Raw genomic sequence first — 14802 nt, forward strand, 5'->3', positions numbered from 1 at the left:
TTCACTTGGAAGTTGACTGTTGGCAGTTGTTAGTTGTCATTAGTCAGCAGTCAACAGTCAGCAGTTAACAGTCAAAAATGCCCAATAACCAATTAGTCATTAAAAATGCCCGAAAGCCATGAACTTGAAACAATCGAAATTCAACTCCTACTAGAGGGAATGTTTCGCTATTACGGATTTGATTTTCGCAATTATGCTTTTGCCTCTCTCAAGCGCCGTATTTGGAACACTATTCGCTCGGAACGGCTCACCACTGTCTCTGCACTTCAGGAAAAGGTACTTCACAATCCTGCTTACTTAGATCGTTTACTCCTAGACATTTCTGTCAATGTAACGGCGATGTTTCGCGATCCCAGTTTTTACATTAGTTTCAGAAATAAAGTGGTGCCGCTGTTGCGTACTTATCCTTTTATTCGGATTTGGCACGCTGGATGCTCAACGGGAGAAGAAGTCTATTCTATGGCAATCTTGCTGCAAGAAGAAGGACTGTATGACCGTTGTCGTATTTACGCTACGGACATGAATGAATTAGTTTTGAAAACAGCCAAAACAGGGATATTCCCGCTGAAACAAATGCAAGAATATACGCAACTATACCACCAAGCGGGGGGCAAGAAAGCGTTTTCTGAGTATTACACTGCTGCCTATGAAAATGCGATTTTTCGCTCTTCACTTAAAGATAATATTGTCTTTGCTCACCACAACCTAGCAACGGATAATTCTTTTAATGAATTTAATGTTATTTTATGCCGTAATGTGATGATTTATTTCAATTCACACCTCCAAGAGCGGGTACACAAGCTTTTTTATGAGAGCCTGGGAATGTTTGGAGTTTTAGGACTAGGACATCAGGAGTCTCTGACTTTTACACCTTATGAAAAATACTATGAACCCATTGAAAGTAGTGATAAACTCTACCGGAGGATTAAATAAAAAAAATTTTGAAATAGTGGTTGTGGGCACGTCTTTGGGAGGGCTAGAGGCTCTGACTCTTCTGCTGGCAGATTTGCCACAAAGCTTTCCTTTGCCTGTAGTTATTGTCCAACACCGCCATAAGAGTTCTCAGAATAGGCTTACTTATTTTTTACAAAAGCAAAGCTCTCTCCAAGTCACAGAGGCCCAAGACAAAGAGGAGATCGTACCTGGACGGGTTTACTTGGCTCCTGCTGACTATCACTTGCTAATAGAATCGCCCTCTGACGAGGAGTTTATCCTGTATGAAAACGAATTTACAGAATGGGGGAGCGTGGCAGTGGAGTCAATCCATAATTCAAACTCCCCAATCCGCAATCGCGGAACTCCTAAATTTGCACTATCAACTGAGGCTCCTGTCTGCTACGCGCGGCCCTCAATCGATGTGCTGTTTGAGTCGGCTGCGGATGCCTTTGGGGAGAAAGTTATCGGCATAATTTTAACGGGAGCTAATTCGGATGGCAGTAAAGGGCTGGCAAAAATTAAAGCTGAGGGAGGATTGACATTCGTGGAGGAACCGGCTTCAGCTCTATGCCCGACCATGCCAGCGTCGGCGATCGCAAATGTTAAAGTAGACTGGATTTTACCCCTCTCTAAAATCGCTCCCTGTTTAGTCAATTTGCTAAGAATGAAAGATTAAAAAAATTATGAATCTGCAGTCCCCCCATCGAGTAAATGTCCTTTTAGTTGACGATCGCCCAGAAAATTTGGTAGCTCTAGAAGCTATCCTCAACAGTCCCTCTTATCATCTAGTACAAGCTAGTTCGGGCGCGGAGGCTCTGAGATGTCTGCTTAATGAAGATTTTGCAGTAATTTTGCTTGATGTGCAGATGCCGGGAATGGATGGATTTGAGACAGCAACATTGATTCGCTCTAGAGATCGATCGCGAGCGACTCCGATTATTTTTATCACAGCATTCAGCAGTAATGACACCCACGTGTTTAAAGGTTATTCTCTGGGTGCGGTCGATTACCTGTTCAAACCCTTAGAACCGGAAATATTGACCTCGAAGGTGCAGGTATTTGTGGAATTGTTCCAAAAAACAGTCGAGGTGAAGCAGCAAGCAACACAGTTAGCTGCTGTTAATAGTGAACTAAGTAAAAGTGAAGAGCGGTTTCGCACTTTGTGTGCTTGTTCGCCACTAGGAATTTACTTGGCTGACGTTGAAGGCCGCTGTACTTACATCAACCCGCGTTGTCAAGCGATTTGCGGGTTAACTTTGGAGGAAAGTTTGGCCGAGGTTTGGCAGCGGGAAGTTCATCCAGAAGATCGCGATCGGGTAGTAGCAGATTGGTTAGCGTGGATTAAAGAAAGTCAGGAATATTCTAACGAGTTTCGATTAGCTGGTAGCGAAACTGTGCGTTGGGTTCACGTGCAGTCGTCACCAATGTTTTCAGATTTGGGAAAACTGATCGGTCACGTGGGCACGGTTAGAGATGTCACCGACCGCAAGCAAGCAGAGGAAGAACGCGGCAGACTACTCCGGGAACAAGTGGCGCGGCAAGAAGCTGAGAGAGCTAATCAGATGAAGGATGAATTTCTAGCTATTCTCTCTCACGAGCTCCGTACTCCTTTAAATGCAATTCTCGGCTGGTCTAGGCTGCTTCGTACCAAAACATTTGACCAAGATACTATAGAGAAAGCCCTAGAAACAATTGAGCGTAATGCTAAATCTCAATCTCAACTCATTGAAGATATTTTAGATGTTTCGCGGATTCTGCGCGGGAAACTAAATTTAAATAAGCATCCGATTCGGTTAGAATCTGCCATCAACTTGGCAATAGATTCCTTGCAGCCCCTAGCTGAGGAAAAATCAATAGTCCTAGAATTAACGTGCAGTCCAAATGTAGGTGAAGTTATGGGCGATTTCGATCGCTTGCAGCAAATTGTGTGGAATTTGCTGTCAAATGCGATTAAGTTTAGTCCCCAAGAGGGTAAAGTAGAGGTGCGGTTAGAGTCAGTTGGCGATGAGGCTCAAATTGAGATAATTGATAGCGGCATTGGTATCGCTCCTGATTTTTTGCCTTATGTTTTCGATCGCTTCCGCCAAGCTGATAGCAGCACAACTAGGTCTTACGGGGGTTTGGGCCTGGGATTGGCGATCGTCCGTCACTTGGTGGAACTGCACGGCGGTAAGGTGTATGCAGAGAATAATCCGGGCGTGGGTGCGAAATTTACGGTGGCTTTACCTGTGGCACAAAGGAAGACCCAAGGTGCAGGGGATGCTTGGTCGCCGCTCAATGACGCGACAGAGGTTCTCCCCACTCTGACTAATTTGCAATTGCTGGTGGTGGATGATGACGATGACACGCGGGAGTTTTTGATTGCTTTACTCGAGGACGAAGGAGCTATCGTGCGATCGGCGGCATCGGTAGCCGGGGCTGTAGCTGCACTGGAGAGTTATTGGCCGGATCTGCTGCTGAGCGACATTGGAATGCCGCAAGCAGACGGCTACGAGTTGATCGCGCGCGTGAGAGAAATGGAAGTGCTCAGGGGTGGAAAGATGCCTGCGATCGCTCTGACGGCCTACGCCAGAGAGGAAGAGCGCAAGCAAGCGCTGGAAGCTGGTTTCCAGATGCACTTATCTAAACCAGTTGACATAACTAAGTTAATTGCCGCAATTGCTAACCTCACAGGAATGCTCGGGAATCCTGAACCGACAGACTCGGCGGTTAAAACCGCTTTGTTGACCCCCCAATCCCGTGCCGATTAGTGAGAAAAATATTAAGCTAGCTTAAAGGACAAGCGATCGACAGTTCGGAACAAGACACTCGTTTTTCCACAAAAAACTGGATATTTGCCGTTTTTTGCTTCAACCTGCCGTCAAAGTACAAAATTACCCGCCAATCAATACATGAATATTTTTAGCAGTCTGCTTTCTGGTCCTACTCAAGCACCACAAGTCAAAAAACAGCGTCGAGGCATTGAAATTAAGTCGGAACGCGAAATCGAAATTATGCGACAGGCAGGGAAAATCGTTGGAACGGTACTCAAAGAAATTTCCTTAATGGTAAAACCGGGAATGACTACTGCCGATTTGGATGCTTATGCCGAAAGACGCATCCGCGAAATGGGTGCAACTCCCAGCTTTAAAGGCTATCACGGTTTCACAGGATCGATTTGCTCTAGCATTAATAACGAAGTTGTTCACGGCATACCCAGTCCCAAAAAAGTAATTCGGGCAGGAGATGTTCTCAAGGTAGATACTGGGGCATATTATCAAGGTTTTCACGGCGATTCTTGCATTACGATCGCAGTTGTGGAAGTGACTCCCGAATCGGCAAAATTAATCCGAGTCGCAGAAGAAGCTCTCTACAAAGGCATCGAACAAGTGAAGGCTGGAGCTTATTTGCTCGATCTGGCTGGTGCGATCGAAGATCATGTCAAAAGCAACGGTTTTAGCGTCGTTGAGGAGTTTACCGGCCACGGTGTCGGGCGAAATTTGCACGAGGAACCGTCGGTTTTCAATTTCCGCACGCGGGAAATGCCGAACGTGAAATTGCGAGCAGGCATGACATTGGCGATCGAACCGATTCTAAATGCGGGTTCTAAGTACACTCGGACGCTTTCTGACAAGTGGACTGCTGTAACGGTTGACAATGCTATGTCGGCTCAGTTTGAGCATACTGTGTTGGTGACGGAAACTGGTTATGAAATTTTGACCGATCGTTCAAAAGTTTAAGTTGAAGGGTTCAACAATAATTTTGAGTTTTGAGTTTCGAGTTTTGAATTAAAGATTTAAGAACTTTTTAATCGTTAGATCAAAACCTAACTCAAAACTCTTGAGTTAAACAACAATTTTTTTAGTTCCTTGGATGGATGGAGTGACAAGAAGAGTTAAATTCGGCTAAATTAAAAAATAGTGGTAAAGCGTAAGGGTAAAAACTATGTCAGCACGATTATTATTGGTAGATGATGAACCGGGCTTGCGGGAAGCAGTACAAGCTTATTTGGAAGATAGCGATTTTGCGGTTGAGGTTGCCAGTAATGCTCGCGACGGCTGGGAACTTTTGCAGCAGTACAATCCCGATTTGGTGATTTCAGACATTATGATGCCCCAGGTGGACGGTTATCAATTTCTCAAGCAAGTGCGGGAAGATCCTCGCTATAAGTCTTTGCCGGTGGTGTTTTTGACGGCTAAGGGGATGACGAGCGATCGTATTCAAGGCTATCAAGCAGGCTGCGATGCTTATCTTTCTAAGCCCTTCGATCCTGACGAATTAGTAGCAATAGTAACCAATTTGCTGGCCCGCCGCGCGGCTGCTAAGGAGACGAGCGAAAATGCTGAAAGTCCAGATATTGCTGCTTTGACAAGCCAAATGGCGAGAATTGAGTCTTTGCTGAGTGGGCGGAGTTCGATCGCCCAAAGTCCTTCCCCGATTAAAATTGATTTGACTCCGCGAGAACAAAGTGTTTTGGATTTGGTTGCTCAAGGTTTGATGAATAAGGAAATTGCCCGCCGCTTGGAAACTAGCGTGCGTAATGTGGAAAAGTACGTCAGCCGTTTGTTCAGCAAGACGGGTACTAACAGCCGTACTGAGTTGGTTCGCTTCGCTCTCGAACACGGCTTGACGAAATAGGACCCCTTTCGACTTGGCTGGAGGCTCTGCCTCGTCGAGTGGCGTTACCAGGAAGAGCCTGGTAACGAAAATCATCCAAAAACGTAGAAATGTTAAGATATAAGTATTGACAGATATCCGGCGACTGTGGTACGGCACATCAGCTTGCTGGTGGCAGCGCGGGAGTGCGAAAACTGGTGTGCGATCGAACTTCTCACCCACTTTGCTTTGAGTCTGAGATGAACACTCGCAAAGGCTGGAGAATTACTTAACGGGAAAACCTGACTGTTTAAGAGTTTTCACGTAGTAAATAGAAACGCAAACAGTTGACCGGATATGCTCAGTTAAGCAAACTTGCCGCGAAAAGTCACAGATAAGGTTAGATCCTGTGGAAAAACAAGCCACTATTAATTAATGACTCTGCTCAAAAACGGATACTTGTGAACTGTCACAGAGGTAAGTAGCCCACAATTTTAGACCCTAGTTCAAGCTCTCAGATTCATCTATGGAGTAAATCTAAAATCTAAAATCTAAAATCGACTCACAGCGCTCTAAAGTAGCGGCGGATGTTGAATGTATAGCAGCACCAAAGTTTAGTTTATATCAGGAGGATACCATGAGGAAAATCACGGCGCGACAAACAATAAGTGCCATAGTAGCACTGCCGATCGTACTAATAGCCAATACAACTCAAGCTTTAGCCGCCGATCCCGGTCAGAAAATAGATCCAATTAAGAAAGTTTCGGATTTTGGCGATGAGCTAGATGTTGATATTGGGATCCCAACAACAATCAGCATTGAAGAAAGCGAGGATTGGGATGAACCTGATTTTGCAGCTACTTTAGATATGGAGATTAGTAAATTTATGACAAAAAATCTTCAAGCTGTAATTGATGAGCCACCGCCCATCGTTTATCTCAGTGCTGCAAGGGGTCAGTCAAGCAAGGAATGCCGGATTTCAGCGATATGCGAATAACTGAATCGGATTTGTGCAATTTGGGCGATGGCTCGGAGCCATGCAAACAAAGACTCTTTTGCTGGGTAGAATTTGAGCAACGATCAAGATTTAAGTAAAATCCGGTTGATTTTGCTGGGAATATGCGAATAACAGAGTATGTATTTTTTTGGGTATGCTTTAATGCGATCGGTTAACATAATAAGTATGCAGGCCGAAATAAACTTAACTAATTGATAGTTGCCAGTGATTGGAAATCACCCACAAGAGCAAAAATAAAATTAATCCTAGGGTTCTTCGCAGTGATTTGCCAACGTAAAAACGGGTAAAAGTAAACTTGGAGCAGCCGCTAAAACGGTGAGGAAGTTCTTAATTGCACTTCCCCTGTCGTCGATTCGTTCCATCCGTTACATCCGTTAAAAAATCCGTTGCCGAACTGCCATCCGTTACATCCGTTAATCAATCCGTTACCGAACTCCCTTTTTTCGACAGTTGACAGCACCTATCCTGAGAAAATCTTTCCAATATTAATTATGCTTAATTCGCACTGCCAGCAAGACACAGCAGCACAGCAAAACACAAGTTCGCTGCAAACTCTCACCCGGACTCTGAGAATGTCTCAGGGGCAATTTTCGCTGATTTTGGTGCGGTGCAATTACAGTGCGATGAGAGAGGAAATTGTACGGCAATTGCGGGAGGAGTCGGGGATCGAGATTCGAGAAATTGTCCTGCCGTCATCTGTTAAAACTCTTTACACGACGATAGAAACCAAACTTTCCTGCAGCCATCCGCCAGCTTTAATGGTGTTTGGATTGGAATCGGTAAGTGCGATCGATCGGGTGCTAACTTCTACCAACTACGTGAGGGAAGAATTTCGGAATAATTTTCCCTTCCCGGTGGTGCTGTGGGTGACAGACAAAATATTAAAAAAACTAATTCGGTTAGTAACAGATATCGAAACTTGGACGACAAGTGTTGAATTTGTGATTGGCCCCGACGACTTGGTGGAATTCCTGGGCAAAAGTGCCGATCGCCTTTTCTCCAACATTTTAGAAAGCGGCAATTGGCGTTTAAGTAATTCTGCCATTCTCGGAGCCAATTCTTTGACTGAATTAGAGTCGGCTAGCCAAGACTTGCAAACTTGCAATATCAGGTTAGAACCAGCTATTGAAGCGAGTTTGCAATTTATTCGCGGTCGGCACGAATATGCTTGTCACCGTATCCCGGCTGCTCTGGAATTGTATCAAAAAAGTCTCAACTTTTGGAAGCATCAAGTAGCATTTCTTGGGTCCAAAACAGAATTTAGCAATTTGTTATTTACCGTTCACCCTGCACCAGTGCTAGAGGGAATTATCCTATTCCACATCGGTCTTTGTTACCGCTTCCAAGCAGAACAACACCGCAGCGGCAACCGTCCTTACTGGACGGAGGCGAAAAATTATTTTCAGGAATGTATAGATATTTTAGAACGGGCGGGACGGCCGGATGCCGTTGGTATATTCATCAATCAACTTGGCGAAGTATTGCAGCATTTAGAAGATTGGGATGCACTCTGGAATTTAGCTATCAAAGCTCGGAGGTTACATGAAAATATGAAAAGTTTAGCAGTTAATTTGGCTCAAGATTACGGCTTTTTGGCTAGAGTAGCCTTAGAGCAAAAAAACTGGAAAGGGGCGAAAGAATGGGGTTTAATCGCTCTAGACGTTCTCAACTCAAATTTAGAAGCTACGGGACAGGGAACCCCTGTAAAGTCGCAGCATCTAGGCTTATATCTGTTAATTTTAGCAGAGGCTCAGAGTCAGTTGGGTGAGGTGCAGGAGGCGATCGCACATTTAGAGCTTGCTCGCTTAGAAACGGAACCTTGCTACAACCCGCAACTGTATTTGCGGGTTTTAGAAATGCTGCGATCTCTATATTTTCAGCGGGGAGAATATCTCGAAGCATTTCAAATTAAGCAAGATTACCGAGCGGTGGAACACACGTATCGGTTCCGAGCTTTTATTGGAGCCGGAAAATTGCAGCCGCACAGAGAAGCGGTTAATTCCGTCGCCGAAACTGTTGCAAACGCGGCTACTATTGCTGACGAAATTACAGCTTCCGGCAGAGAGCAAGACCTCAACCGCTTGATATATAGGATGAACAATACCCCCGACAAACTGACAGTAATTTACGGTCAGTCTGGAGTTGGCAAAAGTTCAATAGTCACGGGAGGATTAGTACCAGCTCTCAAACAAAAAAAAATAGAAATGCGGACTGTTTTGCCCGTAGTGCTGCAAGTTTATAACAACTGGCCGCGGGAATTGACCAGACAGCTATCTGCTGGGAAAGCTGAAATATTCGATCCGGAAATTGCCGAAGCAGTACCAGAAATTTTTCCGGTAGATTTGACCGTAGAACCAAGCTCAGTCCAGGGAAATCTTATTTCGGGGTTTCAGGGTGGCTCGACTGGGAATAATGAGGATAAAACGGAGCAGTCACAGCCAGTAGAATTAATCATACAACAACAGGCGATCGAATACGAAAATATTCTCAACGAGCTGCAAATAAATTCCGAACATTTAGTGACAGTTCTGATATTTGACCAATTTGAAGAATTTTTTTTCGTGTGGAAAGAGCCAGCGGAAAGACAAATATTTTTTGATTTTTTGCGGGAATGCTTGAAAATAAAATATTTAAAAGTCGTCCTGTGTTTGCGGGAAGATTACCTGCACTATTTGCTAGAATTTTCCCGACCCAAAAACCAGACAGGATTCGTTAACAATGATATTTTGGAGGACATTCTCAGCAAAAATATTCTGTTTTATTTGGGAAATTTTTCGCTGGTCGATGCGCGATCGGTAATTCGCACATTAACTGAACGAGCGCAGTTTTACTTAGAACCGGATCTGATCGAAGAATTAGTCAAAGATCTAGCTGGAGAATTGGGAGAAGTCCGCCCGATCGAACTACAACTTGTCGGCGCTCAACTGCAACAAGAGGACATTAGAACTTTAACTCAATATCAGGAACTAGGAAACAATCCGCAACAAAAATTAGTCGAAAGGTTTCTTGAAGAAGTTATCAAAGATTGCGGTCCGGAAAATGAAGTGGCCGCCCGCCGAGTTTTGTATTTTCTAACAGATGAAGAGGAGATACGTCCCCTAAAAACCCGCGCTGAATTAGCCTCCAATTTGGCTACTTTTGCCGAAGCAGACAAATTAGATTTAGTCTTAGAGCTGTTAGTAAGCTCTGGTTTAGTTTTTCGATGGACGGAACTGCCTGCTGAGCTTTATCAGCTCGTTCACGATTATTTAGTTAGCTTCATTCGCCAGCAGCAAGAATTAGATCAAAAGGCAGAATTTGAGGAACTGCGAAAGCAAAATCAAATTAACCGAGATGAAATTGAACAAATTCGCAAAGACAGAGAGCAAGATGCTTTGCTGTCGGAAGCTAGAGACAAACAGTACCAAGCGGAAGCTCAACTTTACCAAACTCGGAGATGGCAATTGCGGGCGGCGGTTCTAGGAGTGCTTGTACTCGGAGGTGTTTCGGCGATGGCATTCGAGCAAGCGAAACTAGCAGAAAGCGCGCGGCAAGAAGCAGAAAAAAGTCGGACAGATGCCCTAAATTCGGCATCGGAAGCTTTAGTGCTTTCTAATGAAAAAAATCAATTAGGAGTGTTGGGAAATAGTATCAAAATCGGCCGTGATTCTCAGAAAAGTACAGCGCTGCCTGTGGACACTAAAAATCAAATTGCTGAAAGACTCAGACAAGCAGTTTCCGGGGTGCAAGAACGCAACCGTTTCGAGCAGCACAGCAAGTTTGTTTTGGATGTGAGTGTCAGTCCCGACGGCAATTCAGTTGCTTCGGCAAGTGCTGACAAAACTGTTAAATTGTGGACCAAAGAAGGTAAGTTATTAAAAACTTTCAATCACCCGGATAGCGTCACGAGTGTTAGTTTTAGTCCCGATGGGAAAACGATCGCTACTGGTTGTGCCGATCGCACAATTAGAATTTGGCAAGTAGATAACGACAAAAGTGCGATTCCCTACGGGATAGCTTCGCTTCACGGCATTTTATCCGGCCACCGCGATATCGTCACCAGCGTCAGTTTCAGTCCTGACGGCAAAACCCTAGCTTCCGCCAGTCACGACAACACCGTGAAAATCTGGAACCTGGCGAATAAAAAATTGCTGCAAACCTTAACCGGACACAAAGACTGGGTGCTCGGCGTCAGTTTCAGTCCCGACGGCCAAACAATTGCCTCCGCAAGTGTTGACAAAACTGTCAAACTTTGGAACCGAGAAAGTAAAACCCAGAAATTTAAAATTAATCCCAAAACATTAACCAATCATTCTGGAATTGTTTACAGCGTTAAGTTCAGTCCCAATAGTCGAGAACTCGTCTCGGCAAGTGCCGACACCACAGCCAAAATTTGGAATCGAAATGGTGAGGAAATCAGAACTCTCAAAGGACACAACGATGAAGTTGTCAGCGCGAGTTTCAGTCGCGATGGCGAAAAAATCGTCACCGGCAGTGCAGACGATACGGTGAAAGTTTGGAGTCGCAGCGGCACTTTGCTCAATACTTTTCGAGGACATCAAGACGATGTAAGGGGCGTAAGTTTCAGCGGGGACGGCACTATTGCTTCCGCAAGTAAAGACAAAATAGTGAAAATTTGGAAACCGGACAGCACTCCGCTGAATAAGATTTTATCGGGACACGGAGACTGGGTTTACAAAGTCAGTTTTAGCGCTGATAGCAAAACAATTGCTTCTGCTAGCGGGGACAAAACCGTGAGACTTTGGCAGGATGACGGCAGTTTATTCAAAATTTTAGAAGGTCACAAGGATTCTGTTACCTGGGTGAGCATTTCGCCTGATGATAAAACTGTTGCTTCGGCGAGCGACGACAAAACAGTGAAAGTCTGGAGTTTAAACGGCAAACTATTAGATACTCTCAGCCACAGCGGCATTGTTAAAAGCGTGATTTTTAGTCCAGACGGAAAGATAATTGCCGCCGCAAGTGCCGACCGCAAACTGTACCTCTGGCGCTGGAACGGTTCTAAAGCAACTTTGTTTGCAAAACTCGATCACACCAATCCAGTAATTAGCGTTAGCTTCAGTCCCGACGGCAAAACTATTGCTACTGCTACCGCTTCTGAGGACAAGGCAAGCGGGAAGAAAAAGGCTTTTGAAATTACCGGAGAAAAGAGAGTTTACCTGTGGAAATTTAACGGTTCGTCTGCCAAAATTATGAAAACTCTAGACCACCGGGACAGCGTTAAAAATGTTAGTTTCAGTCCCGACGGTAAGACTATTGCTGCTGCTTGTGCTGACAAAAAAGTTTACTTGTGGGGGTTTGATGGAAAGGTAGCAAATTTAACTGAAAAACTCGACCACAGCGATACTGTAGAAAGCGTGAGTTTTAGTCCCGACGGCAAGTTGATTGCGGCGGCGAGTGGGGGAAATACTGTTAAGGTGTGGAATTTTGACGGCAAGAAGGCGCTGCTATCTAAGACGTTAGAATCGAGCGATCGGGTGTTGAGCGTTACTTTTAGTTCGGACAGCAAAACTCTGGCTTTTGCTAGTAGGGATAGGACTGTAATTCTGTTGCCTGTGGAGAATTTGGAACTAAATAATATCATTGCTCGGAGTTGCGAGTGGTTGGGAGATTATTTGCAGAATGACCCGAATGTTGCTGAGGGCGATCGGCTGCTGTGTCTTGGGTTTGGGAAGCAGGCGTTAAATAAGAGGAAGTAAACCTTGTTTGTAGTGAGGAATTGATTTCTCTCTCTGCCGATGAAGAAGGAATTCTCTTCATGACTGCTAACCTAGAGTTTAATTTAGATTACAGTATCTATCTGTTGACTGGTGTTTTTGGCTTTAACTTTGCGCTAAAATTTCCGTAATAAACTGAACTCATTTGGCGGTTCGCCCGCCGCATTAATCCGCAATTCCAACAAAAGGTAAACCGCATGGATGTCAACTCCCAAAATGTCCAACCAATCCCGCCATTCAACGAGACAAACGAGGAAACACCAGAGATAGGTGGCGGTTTGCCCGTAATAGAATATTGGGCAGAACATACATTGTCCCCAGAAGGGCCGAAACTTTGGAAAACTTTGCTTCACAAAAGTGCTTGTTTGTCCTGTTCTTGGGGCACTGGCGGGCAGAAAGGAGGGTTTACAAATGAAGAGGGCGAAAAACTTCAGCGCTGCATGAAAAGCGTCGAAGCAATCTCCGCTGAAATCAAGCCCGCTATCTCAACTCAATTTTTTGAAAAGAAGAGTATTGCAGAACTTCAGCAATTAACTTCAATGGAAGCCGATAGGTTGGGAAGGCTGAGTTTTCCGATGATTTTGCGGGCTGGTTCATCTCATTACGATCGCATTTCTTGGGAAGAAGTTTATCAAATTGCCGAAGCTGCTTTTCGCAAAACCCCGGAACGAGTAGCATCTTACAGTTCCGGCCGCTCTTCCAACGAAGCGGCTTTTCTGCTGCAATTGATGATTAGAGCGATGGGTTCCAATAACTTAGCAGATTGTTCCGATCTCTGCCACGCTCCCTCGACAACTGGCTTAAGCGAAATGTTTGCCACTCGCACCTCGATAGTGAGTCTAGAAAACTTAAAGCAAGCAGATTGCGTCGTGCTCGCGGGTGCGAATTCTGCCTACAACCATCCCCGCTTCATGAACGAATTAATTAAAATTCGCGACAAAGGCGGTAAAATCATTGTAATCAATCCGGTGATGGAAATTGGATTAGTCAAGTTTGGTTCTCCGGCATTTCCCGTCAAGTCGCTCATCCCCGGTTCCGATATTTCCTCCTTATACTTGCAACCAATTCCGGGCAGCGATACGGCGCTATTTGTCGGCATTCAAAAGTCTATAATCGAACAAGGGTTGCTGGACGAAAAATATTTGCAAGCCTATACTGAAGGCTGGGAAGCAGTAGTCCAGCACGCCCGCGAAACCGATTGGGGATCTATTACTAAAACCTGCGGAGTTTCCCAAGCAGAAATTGAGGCAGCAGCCAAAATCATCGGCACTTCAAAGCGGGTTGTATTCGGTTGGGCGATGGGAATTACCCAACACGATAACGGCGTAGATAATGTTTTTAGCATCGCCAACACTGCCTTAATGACAGGAAATGTCGGCAAAGAAGGGGCGGGATTAATGCCAGTCAGAGGACACTCAAACGTCCAAGGATTCGGATCTATGGGCGTCACTGTGAAGCTGAAAAAAGAAATTCAACAAGCTTTAGAAAAACTGTTAGATCGTCCCCTCAGTTCTGTTAAGGGTTACGAAACTCGATCGCTCATTGAAGCAGCAGATGCAGGCAAAGTCGATACGCTGATCTGTCTGGGCGGCAACTTGTACGGGGCAAATCCAGATTCTAATCAGGCCAAACGCGCTTTAGCCAATGTTGAAACTATTATTTACCTTGCAACTAAACCGAACTTAGGACATTTTAGCGGATTGGCAAAATACAATACAATTGTGATTCCTGTACAGAATCGATTTGAAAATCCCCATAAAACAACGGTGGAATCAGGGAATAATTTTGTGCGTTTAAATGATGAGGGTGAAACTCATCTCAAAAATTCTGATTTGATTCCTGAAGTGCATTTTTTGACAGAATTAGCAAGCATAATTCACGGTGATTTCCCTGTTGATTGGCGCAGACTTCAAGATACAAAATACGTTCGGCAATTAATTGCTAAAACCATTCCTGGTTATGAAAAGATGGCAACAATTGATGAAACAAAAGAGGAATTCACGATCGGCGGTCGCATTTTTACAGAACCTAAATTTCCTACAGAGTCTGGGAAAGCGAAGATGTTTGTCGCGCCTTTACCTAAGCTGAGATTACCGGAAGCGAAAGAGTTTGGAGGATCGGAATCAACACAGGGTATTGTTGTGGCATTGATGACGGGACGCAGCTATTCTCAGCACAATACTGTGGTTTACAAAATTGATGACAAGTACCGGGGAATGCCGCACCGCAACTGCATTTTGATGAATCGTGCGGATGCAGAAAGCACGGGTTTTCGAGAACATCAGCGGGTTACGGTGCAGGGCAATGTGGGGAAAATGGAAAATGTCGAGGTGATTTATGGGGCGGTTCGTGAGGGTGCTGCTTTGATGTTTTATCCTGAAGTGAATGTGATTTTTCACCCGGAGATTGAAAAGCGATCGGGCACGCCTGCTTACAAGCGCGTACCTGCTTTTGTATACGCGGAAGTATAGAATATCTTATATCATGTCCGGTCGATTAACCATGATTAAGCTTTTGCCTCCGGCCACCAATAGAAATGAGTCAAACCACTGATTA

Annotated in this window: 8 protein-coding genes; all 8 read left to right on the plus strand. The window is 44.8% G+C overall.

Annotated features, from left to right (window positions below; all coding sequences use genetic code 11):
- The first annotated feature begins 105 nt into the window (after positions 1-105).
- The 8 genes from QUA45_RS12440 to QUA45_RS12475 all read left to right on the plus strand — a co-directional run bounded on the left by QUA45_RS12440 (position 106) and on the right by QUA45_RS12475 (position 14717).
- Positions 106-933 (plus strand): protein-glutamate O-methyltransferase CheR, encoded by an 828-nt coding sequence (locus tag QUA45_RS12440; protein ID WP_333097163.1) that lies wholly within the window; start codon positions 106-108, stop codon positions 931-933.
- Positions 887-1612, plus strand: coding sequence for a chemotaxis protein CheB (locus tag QUA45_RS12445; RefSeq protein ID WP_333161786.1), 726 nt, complete (start codon positions 887-889; stop codon positions 1610-1612). Before QUA45_RS12440 ends, QUA45_RS12445 begins: the two co-directional genes overlap by 47 nt.
- 7 nt (positions 1613-1619) lie before the next feature.
- Positions 1620-3686 (plus strand): response regulator, encoded by a 2067-nt coding sequence (locus tag QUA45_RS12450; RefSeq protein WP_333220918.1) that lies wholly within the window; start codon positions 1620-1622, stop codon positions 3684-3686.
- 141 nt (positions 3687-3827) lie between these two features.
- A complete protein-coding gene (map, locus tag QUA45_RS12455) occupies positions 3828-4655 on the plus strand; it encodes a type I methionyl aminopeptidase (protein WP_333220920.1) in 828 nt (275 codons plus the stop codon).
- 205 nt (positions 4656-4860) lie between these two features.
- Positions 4861-5553, plus strand: a complete 693-nt coding sequence (locus QUA45_RS12460; protein ID WP_333161782.1) for a response regulator transcription factor — start codon at positions 4861-4863, stop codon at positions 5551-5553.
- 595 nt (positions 5554-6148) lie between these two features.
- Entirely contained in the window at positions 6149-6508 is a 360-nt protein-coding gene (locus QUA45_RS12465) for a hypothetical protein (RefSeq protein ID WP_333097170.1), read from the plus strand.
- Positions 6509-7020: 512 nt separating this feature from the next.
- On the plus strand, positions 7021-12228 hold the full coding sequence (locus QUA45_RS12470; protein WP_333220922.1) for an nSTAND1 domain-containing NTPase: 5208 nt from the start codon (positions 7021-7023) through the stop codon (positions 12226-12228).
- A gap of 215 nt (positions 12229-12443) precedes the next feature.
- The gene (locus QUA45_RS12475) at positions 12444-14717 is read left to right on the plus strand and encodes an FdhF/YdeP family oxidoreductase (protein ID WP_333220924.1); all 2274 of its coding nucleotides are present in this window, start codon (positions 12444-12446) and stop codon (positions 14715-14717) included.
- Positions 14718-14802: the final 85 nt, after the last annotated feature.

Source organism: Microcoleus sp. Pol12A5, assembly GCF_036701435.1.
Lineage (GTDB): Bacteria > Cyanobacteriota > Cyanobacteriia > Cyanobacteriales > Microcoleaceae > Microcoleus.